We start from the raw sequence: 15,573 nt of genomic DNA on the forward strand, positions 1-15,573 counted from the left end.
AGCCTGCCCCGGAGTGCATCCGGGCTACGGAATGAATGCCATGGCCACCATCGAACACTTGCTCGCCCACGCTGAACTGCCCGACTCGCCAACGCCGCAGCTGGACGCTGAATTATTGCTCGCCCATGCCTTGGGTAAGTCACGCAGCTACCTGCGCACCTGGCCTGAGCGTGAGGTTGAGGCGGCGCAGCTTGAGTGCTACCAGGTTGCGCTTGCACGGCGTCAGGCCGGTGAGCCAGTGGCCTATATCCTCGGCCAGCAGGGCTTCTGGAGCCTGGAGCTTGAGGTTGCTGAGCACACCCTGATTCCGCGTCCGGATACCGAACTGCTGGTGGAAAGCGCCCTCACGTTGCTGCCCGCCACGCAGGCGCGCTTATTGGACCTAGGCACAGGTACGGGGGCCATCGCCCTGGCGTTGGCCAGCGAACGCCCAGCCTGGCAGGTCACTGGTGTCGATCGCATCCCCGAGGCGGTGGCTCTGGCCGAACGCAATCGCGCGCGACTCAAACTGGGGAATGCCAGCTTCGTTGAGAGTCATTGGTTTAGCGCCCTGGCCGGCCAGCGTTTTCAACTGATTGTCAGTAACCCGCCGTATATCGCCGCCGATGATCGTCACTTGGCCGAAGGCGATGTGCGCTTCGAGCCGAGCAGCGCGCTGGTGGCGGGTGCGGATGGTCTGGATGATATTCGCCTGATCATCCAGCAGGCGCCTGGCTATCTTGAGGCGGGTGGTTGGTTGTTGCTGGAGCACGGTTTCGATCAGGCGGCGGCGGTGCGTGAGCTGCTCAGTGCGCGTGGCTTTAGCGCCGTGGAGAGCCGGCGTGACCTGGGCGGCCATGAGCGCATCAGTCTGGGGCGTTTCGATAATGAGTGATGCCATGAATCCGCACGACATGCTGAGTGATGAGGAGCTGCTGCGCTACAGCCGGCAGATTCTCCTGCAACAGATCGATATCGACGGGCAGCTGCGCCTGAAAAACAGCCGCGCGCTGATCGTCGGCCTGGGCGGTTTGGGCTCACCGGTGGCGCTGTATCTGGCGGCGGCCGGCGTCGGTGAATTGCACCTGGCGGATTTCGATACGGTCGACCTGACCAACCTGCAGCGGCAGATCATTCATGACACCGCCAGTATTGGCCAAAGCAAGATCGATTCGGCGAGCCAGCGTCTGCTGGCGCTCAACCCGCAGCTGCGCCTGCAGGCCCATCGTCAGGGGTTGGACAGTGACTCGCTGGCCGCCGCTGTAGCAGCGGTCGATGTGGTGCTGGATTGCTCGGACAACTTCAGCACCCGTGAAGCGGTGAATGCCGCGTGCGTGGCGGCCAAGGTGCCGCTGGTCAGCGGCGCGGCGATTCGCCTGGAAGGTCAGCTCTCGGTGTTCGATCCGCGCCGTGAGGACAGCCCCTGTTACCACTGCATCTACGGCCATGGCAGTGAAGCCGAGTTGACCTGCAGCGAAGCCGGTGTGGCTGGCCCGCTGGTGGGCTTGGTCGGCAGCCTGCAGGCGTTAGAAGCCTTGAAATTACTGGCACCGTTTGGCGAGCCACTGGTCGGTCGCCTGCTATTGATCGATGCGCTGGGCTGTCGTTTCCGTGAGCTGCGGGTCAAGCGTGATCCGGGTTGCAGTGTCTGTGGCAGTGATGCCCAGTAACGCATCAAGAGCCGCGCCTATTGGGGTGTTTGACTCCGGTGTTGGCGGGTTGTCGGTGCTGCGCGAGATTCGCAGCTTATTGCCCAACGAATCGCTGATGTATGTCGCCGACAGCGGCCATGTGCCCTATGGCGAGAAGAGCCCGGAATTTATCCGCGAGCGCTGCCGGGTGCTGGCCGCCTTTCTTCTGTCTCAGGGCGCGAAGGCGCTGGTGCTGGCCTGCAACACTGCCACGGTGGCCGGGGTGGCCGAGTTGCGTGAGTTATACCCGCAGCTGCCGTTGGTGGGCATGGAACCGGCGGTCAAGCCTGCGGCAGCCGCCACGCAAAGTGGCGTGGTGGGCGTGCTGGCCACCACCGGTACGCTGAAAAGCGCCAAGTTCGCCGCCTTGCTCGACCGTTTTGCCAGTGATGTGCGGGTGATTACCCAGCCTTGTCCGGGTTGGTCGAACGTATCGAAGCCGGTGAGCTGGACGCTGCCGCCACGCGTGAGTTGTTGCAAGGTTATGTCGCGCCGTTATTGGCTGAAGGGTGCGACACGCTGATCCTCGGCTGCACCCATTACCCTTTCATCAAACCGCTTTTGCGCCGCCTGGTTCCTGAGTCGGTCAGTTTGATCGATACGGGGGCGGCTGTAGCGCGCCAGGTGCAGCGGCTGTTGGCCGAGCGTGACCTGCTCGCCACGGGCCCTGCGCAGCCTGCGCAATTTTGGTCGAGTGCCGAACCGCAGGCCATGCAGCACGTGCTGCCCTTGCTGTGGGGTTCAGCGGCCCAGGTGTGTGCACTGCCATAGGTTTTATCAGGGCTGAACTGTTCACGGCCCTAACTATTTCTATACTCTTTGGCAGCGGTTACGCGGTTTTTCGTATCGAATGGAAAAGGATAATAACCATGAGAAAAGTTATCACCCTTGCGGCGCTGGCCGCCTTGGCTTGGGGGCCGGTGAGTGCGGTGCAGGCAATGGACCTGAGTGTGGCCATTGGGCAAAGCGGGGACTCGACCATGACCTATCGCCTGGGGGCGCAGTTTGATTTCCAGCAGAGCTGGTTTGCCAGTGATGTCGGTCGCCTGACCGGTTACTGGGATGGGGCCTACACCTACTGGGAGGGCGACCAAACGGCGAGTAACCACAGCCTGTCGCTGAGCCCGGTATTCGTTTACGAGTTTGCTGGCGAGCGCTTCAAACCCTATGTCGAGGCGGGCATTGGTATTGCTGCATTCAGCAGCACCGAGCTGGAGGACAACGACCTGGGCTCGTCCTTCCAGTTTGAAGACCGCATCGGTTTCGGTGTGCGCTTCGCCGGGCAGGAAGTCGGCGTGCGTGCTCTGCATTACTCGAACGCTGGGCTTAAAAAGCCTAATGATGGGGTTGAGAGTTACACCCTGCATTACCGCATGAGCTTCTAGAGCTCGGGCGCGTTGAAAAAAACCGGATAGCAATCCGGTTTTTTTATCTCAGCAGACGGCGCATTTAGCGGTAGATGCTGGCCATGCCCTTGCGCTCATCCAGGCATTCGGGGGAGGCAGTTTCAAACTCCCGACAGATCAGCGGGCGCACCTCGTAGATGGTGCAGCGCATGGTGTTACGATCCAGCGCGGCGCACCAGCCGTCATCCAGGCGCAGCATGACTTCACCGCCCCAGTCGTCAGTATCGATATAGCGTTTAGGCACACCGGTATCGGTGATCAGCATGACTTCCAGCTGGCAGCAGCAGGCCGCGCAGTTGCTGCAACTGACTGCGGGGGCGTCCAATAATTGGGTGTGCGGAATCTCTTGGCTCATGCCGTGCAGTGTACGCCATCGGCGTTATGGCGACGCCTGCTGCCGACGTAGGGTGGATGATTTTTAGCCACCCAGCGAAGAGCTCTACAAAAATCCTAGGGTTTGCTGGCGCTGCAACCTAAGCGGGCTTGCGGGTTCTTTGAGTTTGCTCATATTGCGCACGGTAGAGCTTGGCGAAGCCGTGCAGCACGGGCATGACCAGGGCCCAGATCGCGCCGATCAGCAACAGGCTCTGCCAGGTGCCATACGGCAAACCAACCCCGGCTATTTGTGCACCGGCGTAATAGGACAAGGGTGCGCCGATGGCCCCTAGCAAACTGCCGCGCCACCAGGGTCGCGCCGTCCAGGCCAGGCAATGATTCAGGGTGGTGGCCATTAGCAGCCACAGGCAGGCTAGCCACAGCGGAATCAAGGTGCGCGGTTCGCCGAAATCAAACACCCCGAGGTTAAGCAGAAAACTATCCAGCGCGCTGCCGGCGATAAACACGCTGACCAACAGCTTGCCTTCGGCTGCCCAACTGCTGGTCCACAGCAGATGCACGGCCACCACGCCTGCGACAATCAGCAACCACAGGCTGTCGCCGCCAAATACGCAGGCGAACCAACCGAGCTGAAACAGCAGGGTGTTGACGATTAACTTAGCCATCTAGATTTCCCAAAAGTGGCGCTGGACGGGCCGCTGGTTTGGCCAGCAGCAGCTGCGCGGTGCCGATGGTGCGCTCGATAAAGCCGCCCTCGCAATAGCACAGGTAAAACTCCCAGAGGCGGAAGAAGTAATCGTCGTAGCCCTGTTGCTCCAGCTTGTGCCGCGCGTGGCGCAGGTTGTCGTGCCAGATGCGCAGAGTGCGTGCGTAGTGCAGGCCGAAGTCTTCCATGTGGTGCAGGTTCATATCGGTCTTGGTGCTGATCACGTCGAGCATCTTGTTCACCGACGGCAGCGCGCCGCCGGGGAAGATATAGCGCTGGATAAAGTCGACGGCGTTTTTCGCCTGTTCATAGCGTTGGTCGCGGATGGTGATGGCTTGTAGCAGCATCAACCCATCAGGCTTGAGCAAGGCCGCACACTGTTCAAAATAGGTGGGCAGAAAACGGTGGCCGACTGCCTCGATCATTTCGATCGATACCAGCTTGTCGTACTGGCCGGAGAGGTCACGGTAATCCTCTAGCAGCAGGGTAATTTGCCCCTGCAGCCCCAGCGTCTTGATGCGTTGCTCGGTGTAGGCGAACTGCTCACGCGACAGCGTGGTGGTGGTGACCTTGCAGCCATAGTGGGTGGCTGCGTAGATCGCCATGCTGCCCCAGCCTGTACCGATTTCCAGCAGGTGATCGCTGGGTTTCAGGGCGAGCTTCTGGCAGATGCGTTCGAGTTTGTTGAGTTGCGCCTGTTCCAGGCTGTCATCGACGCTGCGGAACATGGCCGCCGAGTACATCATGCTCGGGTCGAGGAACAGCTCAAACAGATCATTACCCAGGTCATAGTGGGCGGAGATATTCTTGCGCGAGCCCTTGCGGGTGTTGCGGTTAAGCCAGTGCAATCCCTGGATCAGTGGGCGCCCTAGCTTGGCTAAACCGCCTTCCATCGCATCCAGTACATCGAGGTTGCTGACGAACAGGCGAACCACCGCAGTCAGGTCTGGGGACGTCCAGTAACCATGGATATACGCCTCGCCAGCACCGATCGAGCCATTGCCGGCGACCAGGCCCCAGAGCGCACCATCCTGAACGTGGATCTCGGCGCAGAGGTTGGAATGGGCGTCACCGAACTCCAAGCGTTCTTCACCTTCGATGACCAGCAGTTGGCCATGGCGCAGCTGCTTAAGCTGACGCAGTACCGCCCGGCGCAACAGGCTGGCACCAATGCCGCTGCCGGCGCGCACGGTGTGTTTGGCAGACGCAAGGCTAGAGCTTTTCATGGGGGACGTCCTTTGATGCGGTGCGGGCAACGCGGAAATCACCTTCAGCGGCCCGATGGGTGAACAGGGGGATGCGTTTGAGTAGCAGGCGCAGGGCTTGCCAGTAAATGGCCGCAACGGTCTTGCCGGTCATCCAGGGAAACTGCACCAGGTAGCGGTGCAAGCTGGCCCGGTTCAGCTCCGTGCGTTGCAGGCTGAGACTGGCGTCGAAGATTTTTTCATCCGCCTGCCAGTCGGCCATATGAATACCCAGGCGTTCGCCGGCCGGGCTGAAACTCATGCGGTATTCCAGGTCGCGCGGTAGAAACGGCGAGACGTGAAAGGCCTTGGTTACGGCCACATGCTGATGCCCTGTGCCCTCGGCCGGCACGACATAGTGATAGCGCTCACGGAACGGGGTATTGCTGACCTCACAGAGAATCGCCGCCAAATGGCCGTCGGCCTCATAGCAATAGAAGAAGCTTGCCGGGTTAAAGGCCAGGCCCCAGCTGCGTGGTTGAGTCAGCAAACAAATGTGGCCCAGTGGCGTGCGGCCCAGGGCTTCACTGACCCGTTGGCGCACGGCGTCGATCAGGCGCATGCCGCTGCCGGTGAACTGCGGCAGGTAATCGGTTTCGCGAAAGGCGAAGGCTGAAAAGCGGCCACGGCCGGCCAGCGGAGACAGTGCAAGCACCCGCTCTTGCTCGCTGAGGTCCAGGTAAAGCAGGCCCATGCGGTAGCGGAAGTTATGCAGGCGCGGGCTAAACCGCCGGTGTTGCACCCAGCCGCTGTACAGGGCGCTGTTCATTGCTGCTGGGCTTTTCACTACAGCAACTCACCAAATTCACGGGCCACGCGCAGCGCGCTGACCACGCCGTCTTCGTGGAAGCCATTGGCCCAGTAAGCGCCGCAGAAGTAGCTGTGATTGGCCCCCAGCAGCTCTTCCCAGCGCGCCTGGGCTTGTGTGCCGGCGAGGCTGTATTGCGGGTGCGCGTAGGTGTAGCGGGCGAGGATTTTGCTCGGGTCAATCAAGGCGGTCTGATTCAGGCTTACGCAGAAGGTGGTGTCGCTCTGAAGGCCCTGCAAAATATTCATGTCATAGGTCACGGCTGCGGGCTGATCCACTGGCCCGCCGAGGCGATAGTTCCAGCTGGCCCAGGCCAGTGGCCGTTTCGGCAGTAGGCGCGTGTCGGTGTGCAGCACCACGTCGTTGTCGGCATAAGGCAGTGCGCCGAGGATTTCAGTCTCAATCCGGCTCGGTTGCGCCAATAGCGCCAGGGCCTGGTCGCTGTGACAGGCAAACACCACCTTGTCGAAGCGCTCGCTACCTTGTGCGCTGTGCACGGTTACACCGTCTTCATCACGATCAACCCGAGTGACCGGGCAGTTGAGGCGGATATGCTGCTTGAACGATTCGGTCAGCGGCGCGACATAGCTGCTCGATCCACCCTCGATCACGCACCATTGCGGGCGGTCGCAGACGGAAAGCAAGCCGTGGTTTTTGAAGAAGCGCACGAAGAATTGCAGCGGAAAAGCCAGCATGTCTTGCAGCGACATTGACCAGATCGCCGCGCCCATGGGCACGATGTAATGCTGGATAAAACGCTCGCTGTAGGCATTGGCCTTGAGGTAGTCACCGAGGGTCATGTCGCGGGCAATACGTTGCTGATTCAGGTCGTTCAAGGCTTCGCGGTTAAAACGCAGGATGTCGCGCACCATGCCCCAGAACTTCGGTGAAATCAGGTTGCTGCGCTGGGCGAACAGGCTGTTGAGGCCATGTCCGTTGTATTCCACGCCGCTCACTGGGTCGCTGACCGAGAAGCTCATCTCGGTGTCCTTGAAGCCGACGCCTAGCTGGTTGAGCAGGCGGATAAAGTTCGGGTAGGTCCAGTTGTTAAACACAATAAAGCCGGTGTCCACGGCGTAGGTCTGGCCATCGACCTGCACGTCCACGGTGTGGGTGTGCCCACCAATCCAGTCGCTGGCCTCGAATACCGTAATGTCGTGGCGACGGTTAAGCAGGTAGGCGCTGGTCAAACCGGCAATGCCGCTGCCGATAATGGCGATTTTCATGGATTGTCCTTGGTTTTGGCTTCAGTGCGCGCCAGGCGGGCGCCGATGGCCACTTGCAAACGCATGGGCAGATGGCCCAGCAGCTTGAGAATGGCAATAAAGGGGCCGGGGAAGGCGATTTCATAAGGCTGTGCCGCCAAGCGCTCGGCGATATAGCGGGCGGCTTTATCCACCGGCCAGCGCATGGGCATGGCGAAGTCATTTTTCTGCGTCAGCGGGGTGTCGACAAACCCGGGGCTGACCAGGGTGACGGCAATGTTCTCGGCGCGCAGATCGATACGCAGGGTGTCCATCAGGTAGCGCATGGCGGCTTTCGATGCCCCGTAAGCCTCGGCGCGCGGCAGCGGCATAAAGGTCACCGAGCTGCCCACGCCGACCAGATGCGGATTGTTGCCCAGGCGCAGCAAGGGCAGGGCGGCTTCGATGCAGTAGCTGGCGGTAAACAGATTGGCGCGCATCACCCGCTCGATCATGGCGGCTTCGAAGCTGCTGACCTCAACGTACTCACAGGTGCCGGCATTCAGGATGGCGCAATCCAGGGCGCCCCAGACTTGGGCGATATGCTCGCCAATGGCCTGCACTTGAGTGGCATCACTGAGATCGCCGGCCACCACTAACACCTGCTGCGGGTAGCGCTTGGCCAGCGCCTGCAATGGCTCAAGGCTGCGGGCGCTGAGGGCTAAACGATGACCTTGCTGCAGCAGCTGTTCGGCCAGTGCTGCGCCGATCCCGCTGCTCGCACCGGTTAACCAAATACGGCGTGCGTTCATGCCAACCTCCTTTTCAGCCAGCGAATCGCCGAGCCGAGTAAAGGCAGATGCTCATAGAGCAGGCTGCCGGCGTCGAAGTAGTCACGGTGACGATAGACCTTCTTATCTTGCCACAGCAGGTGCGAGCAGCCTTCCACGCGGATCAGTTGGCCTTTGGCCAGACGCGGATGGCGGTAGCTCATGGTCCAGCGCAGGTAGCCTTCACCTTCACGCGCTTGATCAAAGCCATAGAAGTCAAAGCGCAGCTCGCTGACGTTGGCGTACATCTCGGCGAAGTAGCGCTGCATATTGGCCAGCCCGCGCACTTCATGCAGCGGGTCGCAAAACAGCGCGTCGTCGCTGTAGAGCTGGCCCAGGCGCTCGAGGTTGTCTTTGTTCAGCCCGGCAAAGTCCTGGGCGAACTGGCGTAGAAAGTCGCTCAAGAGGCCTCCTCACCGGCAAAGTGCGGCAGGCTTTTGAAGGCGGCCAGCGCACGCGCGCGACTCTTGCTCAGGTCGACAATCGGCGCGGGGTAGTCGGCAATCCCGAACAACCCGCCCATGGCCGCCGGGTTATGAATATTGGTTTTGTTCAGGCCAACCAGCTCGGGCAACCACTGGCGCAGAAAGCGCCCGTCAGGGTCAAACTTTTGCGACTGGCTGAGCGGGTTGAAGATGCGGAAGTAGGGCGCCGAATCGGTGCCGGTGGAGGAACTCCACTGCCAGCCGCCATTGTTCGCCGCCAAGTCACCGTCGATCAGGTGGCGCATAAAGAAGCGCTCGCCTTCGCGCCAGTCGATCAGCAGATTTTTGGTCAGAAACATCGCCACGATCATCCGCAGACGGTTGTGCATCCAGCCGGTGGCCAGCAGTTGTCGCATCGCCGCATCAATGATTGGCAAGCCGGTACGGCCTTCCTGCCAGGCTTTCAGCTCCTGCGGCGCATCACGCCAGGCTAGCGCTTCGGTATCCGGGCGGAAGGCGCGGTGCATGGATACGCGCGGGTAGCCGACCAGGATGTGTTTGTAGAACTCGCGCCAGAGCAGCTCGTTGATCCAGGTCACCACGCCGATGTTGCCGCTGTCGAACTCGCCCTGATTGGCGGCCAACGCAGCATGTAGGCACTGGCGCGGCGAGATCACCCCGGCGGCGAGGTACGCGGACAGTTGGCTGGTGCCGGGTTTGGCGGGGAAGTCGCGGGCGCTCTGGTAGAAGTCGATCTGCTCTGCGGCGAAATCATCCATGCGCCTGCGCGCCTCGGCCTCACCTGCCGGCCAGAGCTGGCGCAGGGTATCGCTGGGCGTGGCAAACCCGGCGACTTGTTCCGGTACGGTATCGCTGTTGATCGTCAGAGGATCTTGAGCCTTGGGTGTGGCGATCACACTCGGTAAGGCGCTGTGCAACCGCTGATAACAGACCTTACGGAACTGGCTGTAGACCTGGAAATAAGTGCCGGATTTGGTCAGCACGCTGCCGGGCTTGAAGAAGATCTGATCGAGCTGGCTATTGAAGTGGATCCCCAGCGTATCGAGTGCATCGGCCACGCCCTGATCGCGGCGGCTTTCGTGCACGCCGTATTCTTCGTTGACGTGCACCGTGCTGATCTGTAGTTGCTGGCATAACTCGCCGATCACCTGTGGCGCGGCGCTCCAATCGTCGGCCAGGCGAACCAGTAGCGGCACATTGAGTTTGCTCAGCTCGCCCGCCAGGCTTTTCAGGTTACGTAGCCAGAAGTCGACCTTGCTTGGCGCGTCATCGTGCGCCAGCCACTGAGCCGGGCTGATCAGGTACAGCGCCACGGTCGGGCCCTTGCTCATGGCGGCGGCCAGGGCGCTGTTGTCCTGGACCCGTAGGTCGGTGCGGAACCACATCAATTGCAGCATGGAATGTCCCATCAGCTGTGCAGCAGGTTGAGGTCGGTGAGGCTGTGCAGCGCTGCCAATGGATCGCCCGCCAGGCTCAGTTCGGCATTCTGCTGGGTAATGGCCTTTAGTTCGTCCGCGTGGATCTGCACCACTTGGCCGACCAGCAGGCAAGGGCAGTCATAGCCGCCCAGCAGGCGTTGCAGGTGCGTGCTGTTGAGTGCCTGGCTGGAATACAGCAGCACGGCACGCGGCTGAATATGTTCGACCGCCAGGGCTAATTCGGGCGGTGGCAGCGGCCAGTCAAAGACCTCGACGGCAACCCCCGCATTACTCACCAGCCAGGCGGTCAGCCACAGACCGGGTGCCATGGGCAGGTCAGAAACGTTGATCAACAACAGCGGCGCACCATTGTGCTGGCGGTTGTTGTGGTATAGGCGCGCACCGAGTTTGCTGCGCAGCCAGGAATAGAAAAACACCCGCTCGGCCTGAGCTCCGAACTGATTCCGCCAGCGCAATTCAAGCTCTTCAAGCAGCGGCAGCAGCAGTTGTTCGCACAGCGTGTTGGGCGGGTAGAGCGCCAGTTCGCTGTTGAAACAGTCGTCCAGGCGTCGCTCGTTGAGGTTGCAAATGGCTTCCTGCAATTGCTGGCGCTTGGCTTCCCACTGCGAGCTGGCTTCGGCAAAGGCCGGCTGGTTACTGCGCAGCAGGCCTTTGACTTGGCTGACCGAGACGCCGCGGTTGAGCCACGTCAGGATCGCCTGAATGTGCGCGACATGTTCATCCGAATACAGGCGATGACCTTTGGGCGTGCGGTGCGGCACGATCAGGCCATAACGGCGTTCCCAGGCACGCAGGGTGACGGCGTTGACGCCGGTAATACGCGCGACATCGCGGATCGGCATAAAGCCCTGGGCGATGGCGGCCTGGTAGTCGTCGGCGCTCGCTCCAGAGTTGCTCGACTCAAGACTCATAGGGCATTTCGCAAGCTGAGGTTTTCCGGGTGCGGCTGCAGGTACACCTGTTGCGCGATGTAGGTATCAGGGTGGCGGCGGAAATGGTGCTTGAGCAGGGTCATGGGCACCACCAGCGGCACCACGCCGTGACGGTACTGGCCGATCAGTTGCTGCATTTCCTGCTTGTCTTCGCTGCTCAGGGCTTGCTTGAGGTAGCCGCTGATGTGCTGCAGCACGTTGCTGTGGCTGCGGCGGGTGGCGCAGCTTTTAAGCGCGCTCATCAGGTCGCTGAAATAGCGCGAGGCCAGCTCATGCAGATCATGCTGGCCGAGGTTGCCAAGCATGCGCCCGAGTAGTTTGTACTGCTGCGGGTTGGTGGCCATCAGCAGGTATTTGTAGCGCGAGTGGAAGGCAATCAAGCTTTGGCGGCTTAGGCCATCGCGCAGTAACTGTTGCCATTCGGAGTAGGCGAAGACGCGGGTGATGAAATTCTCACGCAGGACCGGGTCGTTGAGGCGGCCGTCTTCTTCCACCGGCAGGTTGGGGTGGCGGGCGCAAAACGCCTCGGCGAAGATGCCGCGGCCTGGTTCGCTGGGGCGACCGTTGTCTTGGTAAACCTTGACCCGGTGCAGGCCACAGGACGGTGACTGCTGCATAAAGATATAGCCGCAGATATCGGTCAGTTCAGTCGCCATGCGCTCGCCGTAAGCGGTCAACGGTGCGGTGACATCCACCTCGCGGTTAACAGTGCCCACCGCGCGTGGCGCTTGCGCGTCACCGACCAGGCGGATCGGCTCACGCGGGATGCTCATGCCAATCCCCACTTCGGGGCACACGGGCGCAAAATCAAAGTATTCACTGAGTGTGCGGCTACACAGGCGCGATTCCTTGTGCCCGCCGTTATAGCGAACCTCGGAGCCCAGTAGGCAGGCACTGATGCCCAGTTTGGGTTTGCCGGTGATGGTTTCGGGTGAGCGCATGGGCAACCTCCTATGACGACTTGTACAGATCCTGGTGGATGTACAACTTAGGTTCATCATAGGTCTGTAATTGTACAAGTCAATATATTTGTACAACTATGGTATGGCTTTGTTGGGGTGGCTACTTCCAGCCCATGCGCCATTGCTCGGGGTTTTCCAGCACGCGCCAGTCGAGGCGCTGGCAGCGCTGATTGAGCACGGCCTGCAGTTCGATCTGCAGCACCGTGCCTTCCTCGTCACAGAACAGTTCGGTGACGAGGAAATGCTTCTCGCGGTTCTGCGGCTGTGTGGCGGTCCATTTCGACAGCAGCAGCTTGCGCGGGTTAAGCCGGTGTTTGGCCGGCGTGCTGCGTGTTTGAGGGTTCATTGCAGATGCTCGAGCAGTCGCCGCGCGGCTTCTTGGCCGCTGAGCCAGGCGCCTTCGACACGCCCAGACAGGCACCAGTCGCCGCAGGCGTAAATGCCCAGGTCGGAATCGGCCAATACCCCCCACTGATGCGCGCTAGCGGGGCGCGCGTAGAGCCAGCGGTGCGCCAGGCTGAACGCCGGTGCGGGGACGGCGCAACCAATCAATTCGGCAAACGCCCCTAGCAGGTGCTCAGTCACCGCTTCTTTGGGCATGTCCAGGTGTTGCTTGGTCCACTGACTGGTGGCGTGCAGCACCCAGGTGTCGAGTTGTGTGTCGCGTCCGGGCTTGCTGCGGTTGCGGGCCAGCCAGTCGAGCGGACTGTCCTGTACAAAGCAACCTTCAACCCGTGTCTCCAGCGCTGTGGGGAATGCCAGCGCGACCGCCCAGGTTGGGTCCATGGGCACGCTGGCGGCCGCGCCGGCGAGTTTCGGTACGCTGGACAGCAGGGTGCTGGCCTGTGGTGCCGGGGTGGCGACGATGACGTGGCTGAACGGGCCGTGACTATTGCCGTCGGCGTCCTGCAGGTGCCAATGCTGCTCGCCGCGAAACACTTCGGTGATGCGGCAGGAGAAGTTCACCGGCAGGGCGCCGAGCATGGCGCGGGTAATCGCACTCATGCGTGGGCTGCCGACCCAGCGCACCTGCTCATCCGGCGAGGCAGTGAGCTGGCCGTTATTGAAGTTGTAGAGGCTTGGGGTCCATTCGGCGACCCAGCCCCGGGCCTGCCATTGCTGCACCACGTCGACGAAGCGTCGGTCGCGGGCGGTGAAGTACTGTGCGCCCAGGTCTAGTGCGCCGGCATCGCTGCGTTTACTGGACATGCGCCCGCCACTGCCGCGGCTCTTGTCGAACAGTTGCACCGGGTGGCCGGCGGCATGCAGCGCCTGTGCGGCAGACAGCCCGGCAATGCCGGTACCAATAATGGCGATGGGGAGAAGAGTGGTCATGGTCTACCTCATGTGTTCAAGCGTTAGGCTACGCTTTAGACAAAAGCTATACAATATTGTTTTTGTGTATAAGCTAGGCCGGTGTATGTCCGGTCTTTTCTATAGTTAAGACAACCTGTGGCCGGATTAAAGCCACAGCAGCGCATAAATCCGCCGAGTGCGGTCATTTATGCAAAGGCGATGCAACGGCCATGCGAGGGAACAACTGATGCACATACTTCTGACTGGCGGTACGGGTTTAATCGGCCGTGCGCTGTGCCGGTATTGGTTGCAGCAAGGCCACCAGCTGACGGTGTGGAGCCGTCGTCCCGAGCAGGTTAAAGCCCTGTGTGGTGAGGCCGTGCGCGGTATCGCTCGGCTCGAAGAGTTGGCCGAAGATCCGCTGGATGCAGTGGTCAACCTGGCTGGCGCGCCGATTGCGGATCGTCCCTGGACACGCAAGCGCAAAGCCCTGTTGTGGGCCAGCCGGATTGGCCTGACCGAACAACTGCTGGCCTGGCTGCAAAGCCGTGAGCAGAAGCCGGGCGTGCTGCTGTCCGGTTCGGCAGTGGGCTGGTACGGCGATGGCGGTGAGCGCGAGTTGCATGAGGATTCGCCGCCGGTCAGCGAAGACTTCGCCGCGCAACTGTGCGGCGCCTGGGAAGAAACTGCCCGGCGTGCCGAGACCTTGGGTATGCGTGTGGTGCTGCTGCGCACCGGGTTGGTGTTGGCCAGTGACGGTGGTTTTCTTAAGCGTCTGTTACTGCCGTTCAAGCTCGGCTTGGGTGGCCCGCTGGGCAACGGTCGACAGTGGATGCCGTGGATTCACATTGACGATCAAATCGCCCTGATTGATTTTCTCCTGCAGCAGCAGGAGGCCAGCGGTCCTTATAATGCCTGTGCGCCTACGCCTGAGCGTAACCGCGCCTTCAGCCAGGCGCTGGGCCGTGAGCTGCATCGGCCGGCCTTTATCCCGGCCCCGGCGTTTGTCCTGCGCTTGGCGTTGGGCGAAATGGCAGAGTTGCTGCTGGGTGGCCAACGCGCCTTGCCGACGCGGCTGCATGACCAAGGATTTAGTTTTCGTTTCACTCATTTGGATGTGGCACTGGCGGATTTGCTGGGCCAGCCTAACTAGGATTACGCATGACCGATCACGCCTTGTTACTGGTGAATCTGGGTTCACCTGCCTCCACCTCCGTGGCTGACGTGCGCAGCTATCTCAACCAGTTCCTCATGGACCCCTATGTCATCGATGTGCCCTGGCCGCTGCGCCGCCTGATCGTTTCACTGATTCTGAGCAACCGTCCCAAGGCCTCGGCGCATGCCTATGCATCGATCTGGTGGGAGGACGGCTCGCCCCTGGTGGTGTTGAGCAAGCGTTTGCAGCAAGCGATGAAGACATCCTGGACGCACGGTCCGGTTGAGTTGGCCATGCGCTACGGTGAACCGTCGCTGCAAACCGTGCTGACCCGCCTGGCCGCCCAGGGCATCAAGCAGGTCACTCTGGCGCCGCTGTATCCGCAGTTTGCCGACAGCACCACCACCACCGTGATTGAAGAAGCCAAGCGGGTGGTGCGTGAGCAACAGCTGCCAATACGCTTCTCCATCCTGCCGCCGTTTTTCGACCAGCCTGAATATCTGGACGCCTTGGTCGACAGCGCCAAGCCCTATCTGGAGCAGAATTTCGACCATTTGCTGTTGAGCTTTCACGGCTTGCCGGAGCGGCACTTGCACAAGCTGGACGCCACGGGCCACTGCCTGAAGGGCGACGATTGCTGCCGTACGGCCTCGCCTGAGGTGCTGGCCAACTGTTACCGGGCTCAGTGCCTGCGCAGCGCCGAGCTGTTTGCCCAGCGCATGGGGCTTAAACCTGAACAGTGGTCGGTGTCGTTCCAGTCGCGCTTGGGCCGTGCCAAGTGGATTGAACCCTACACCGAAGCGCGCCTCGATGAGTTGGCTGCGAAGGGGGTGAAGAAGCTGCTGGTGATGTGCCCGGCCTTCGTCGCCGACTGCATTGAAACCCTGGAAGAAATTGGCGACCGTGGCCGCGAACAGTTTGTTGAGGCGGGCGGCGAGAGCCTGCAGCTGGTGCCGTGCCTGAATGACCATCCGAGCTGGGTTGCAGCATTGAAAACCCTGAGTGAACGCGCCCCACTGATGCTCTAACTGAATCTGCCGCGGCTGTCATTCGCTCGAAGGGATGCCGCGCATTCGTCTGGTTGATAACACCTAAGGGCGATACTCATCGCCCTGTATCTCGGCCTAAGCTGGCAGTTCTTTCAACCGTCGTGCACCG

At 61.0% G+C, this 15,573-nt stretch carries 17 protein-coding genes and 1 pseudogene; 6 read left to right on the top strand and 12 right to left on the bottom strand.

Features of this window, described 5'->3' with window-relative positions:
• The first annotated feature begins 40 nt into the window (after positions 1-40).
• The 4 genes and pseudogenes from prmC to ACEPAJ_RS06305 all read left to right on the top strand — a co-directional run bounded on the left by prmC (position 41) and on the right by ACEPAJ_RS06305 (position 3,055).
• Positions 41-874: a peptide chain release factor N(5)-glutamine methyltransferase gene (gene prmC, locus ACEPAJ_RS06290; protein ID WP_425914172.1), complete on the top strand. Its 834-nt coding sequence runs from the start codon at positions 41-43 to the stop codon at positions 872-874.
• Positions 875-893: 19 nt separating this feature from the next.
• Entirely contained in the window at positions 894-1,649 is a 756-nt protein-coding gene (locus tag ACEPAJ_RS06295) for a molybdopterin-synthase adenylyltransferase MoeB (protein WP_274088501.1), read from the top strand.
• A pseudogene (gene murI, locus ACEPAJ_RS06300) lies at positions 1,639-2,441 on the top strand (glutamate racemase). The gene ACEPAJ_RS06295 and the pseudogene murI overlap by 11 nt, the downstream one beginning before the upstream one ends.
• A 98-nt stretch (positions 2,442-2,539) precedes the next feature.
• On the top strand, positions 2,540-3,055 hold the full coding sequence (locus ACEPAJ_RS06305) for an acyloxyacyl hydrolase (RefSeq protein WP_274088447.1): 516 nt from the start codon (positions 2,540-2,542) through the stop codon (positions 3,053-3,055).
• A 64-nt stretch (positions 3,056-3,119) separates the two neighbouring features.
• Here the strand turns inward: ACEPAJ_RS06305 and ACEPAJ_RS06310 are convergent, their stop codons facing one another.
• From ACEPAJ_RS06310 to ACEPAJ_RS06365, 12 genes are all read right to left on the bottom strand, one after another.
• Complete coding sequence (locus ACEPAJ_RS06310; protein ID WP_274088446.1) at positions 3,120-3,431, bottom strand: YkgJ family cysteine cluster protein; 312 nt, start codon at positions 3,429-3,431, stop codon at positions 3,120-3,122.
• Between the two features lie 118 nt (positions 3,432-3,549).
• Positions 3,550-4,077 (bottom strand): DUF2878 domain-containing protein, encoded by a 528-nt coding sequence (locus tag ACEPAJ_RS06315; RefSeq protein WP_274088445.1) that lies wholly within the window; start codon positions 4,075-4,077, stop codon positions 3,550-3,552.
• Positions 4,070-5,344, bottom strand: coding sequence for an SAM-dependent methyltransferase (locus tag ACEPAJ_RS06320; protein ID WP_274088444.1), 1,275 nt, complete (start codon positions 5,342-5,344; stop codon positions 4,070-4,072). The genes ACEPAJ_RS06315 and ACEPAJ_RS06320 overlap by 8 nt, the downstream gene beginning before the upstream one ends.
• The gene (locus ACEPAJ_RS06325; RefSeq protein ID WP_274088443.1) at positions 5,331-6,131 is read right to left on the bottom strand and encodes a DUF1365 domain-containing protein; all 801 of its coding nucleotides are present in this window, start codon (positions 6,129-6,131) and stop codon (positions 5,331-5,333) included. Before ACEPAJ_RS06325 ends, ACEPAJ_RS06320 begins: the two co-directional genes overlap by 14 nt.
• A 17-nt stretch (positions 6,132-6,148) precedes the next feature.
• Positions 6,149-7,396 carry an NAD(P)/FAD-dependent oxidoreductase gene (locus tag ACEPAJ_RS06330; RefSeq protein WP_274088442.1) on the bottom strand — a complete coding sequence of 416 codons (1,248 nt, stop codon included), beginning with the start codon at positions 7,394-7,396 and terminating at the stop codon, positions 6,149-6,151.
• Positions 7,393-8,166, bottom strand: coding sequence for an SDR family NAD(P)-dependent oxidoreductase (locus tag ACEPAJ_RS06335; RefSeq protein WP_274088441.1), 774 nt, complete (start codon positions 8,164-8,166; stop codon positions 7,393-7,395). The genes ACEPAJ_RS06330 and ACEPAJ_RS06335 overlap by 4 nt, the downstream gene beginning before the upstream one ends.
• Positions 8,163-8,588: a nuclear transport factor 2 family protein gene (locus ACEPAJ_RS06340; RefSeq protein ID WP_274088440.1), complete on the bottom strand. Its 426-nt coding sequence runs from the start codon at positions 8,586-8,588 to the stop codon at positions 8,163-8,165. The genes ACEPAJ_RS06335 and ACEPAJ_RS06340 overlap by 4 nt, the downstream gene beginning before the upstream one ends.
• A complete protein-coding gene (gene phrB, locus ACEPAJ_RS06345) occupies positions 8,585-10,024 on the bottom strand; it encodes a deoxyribodipyrimidine photo-lyase (RefSeq protein WP_274088500.1) in 1,440 nt (479 codons plus the stop codon). Before phrB ends, ACEPAJ_RS06340 begins: the two co-directional genes overlap by 4 nt.
• A 14-nt stretch (positions 10,025-10,038) precedes the next feature.
• Positions 10,039-10,980 (bottom strand): MerR family transcriptional regulator, encoded by a 942-nt coding sequence (locus ACEPAJ_RS06350; protein WP_425914173.1) that lies wholly within the window; start codon positions 10,978-10,980, stop codon positions 10,039-10,041.
• Positions 10,977-11,942 (bottom strand): YbgA family protein, encoded by a 966-nt coding sequence (locus ACEPAJ_RS06355; protein ID WP_425914174.1) that lies wholly within the window; start codon positions 11,940-11,942, stop codon positions 10,977-10,979. Before ACEPAJ_RS06355 ends, ACEPAJ_RS06350 begins: the two co-directional genes overlap by 4 nt.
• Before the next feature lie 121 nt (positions 11,943-12,063).
• Positions 12,064-12,309 carry a TIGR02450 family Trp-rich protein gene (locus tag ACEPAJ_RS06360; protein WP_425914175.1) on the bottom strand — a complete coding sequence of 82 codons (246 nt, stop codon included), beginning with the start codon at positions 12,307-12,309 and terminating at the stop codon, positions 12,064-12,066.
• On the bottom strand, positions 12,306-13,298 hold the full coding sequence (locus ACEPAJ_RS06365) for an NAD(P)/FAD-dependent oxidoreductase (RefSeq protein ID WP_425914176.1): 993 nt from the start codon (positions 13,296-13,298) through the stop codon (positions 12,306-12,308). Before ACEPAJ_RS06365 ends, ACEPAJ_RS06360 begins: the two co-directional genes overlap by 4 nt.
• Positions 13,299-13,506: 208 nt before the next feature.
• Here ACEPAJ_RS06365 and ACEPAJ_RS06370 point away from each other — a divergent pair, with 208 nt between their 5' ends.
• Both ACEPAJ_RS06370 and hemH read left to right on the top strand, forming a co-directional pair.
• Complete coding sequence (locus tag ACEPAJ_RS06370; RefSeq protein WP_425914177.1) at positions 13,507-14,412, top strand: TIGR01777 family oxidoreductase; 906 nt, start codon at positions 13,507-13,509, stop codon at positions 14,410-14,412.
• An 8-nt stretch (positions 14,413-14,420) separates the two neighbouring features.
• Positions 14,421-15,443: a ferrochelatase gene (hemH, locus tag ACEPAJ_RS06375; RefSeq protein ID WP_425914178.1), complete on the top strand. Its 1,023-nt coding sequence runs from the start codon at positions 14,421-14,423 to the stop codon at positions 15,441-15,443.
• Positions 15,444-15,573: the final 130 nt, after the last annotated feature.

Origin of the sequence: Pseudomonas sp. GWSMS-1 (genome assembly GCF_049847425.1) — a bacterium.
Taxonomy (GTDB): Bacteria; Pseudomonadota; Gammaproteobacteria; order Pseudomonadales; family Pseudomonadaceae; genus Aquipseudomonas.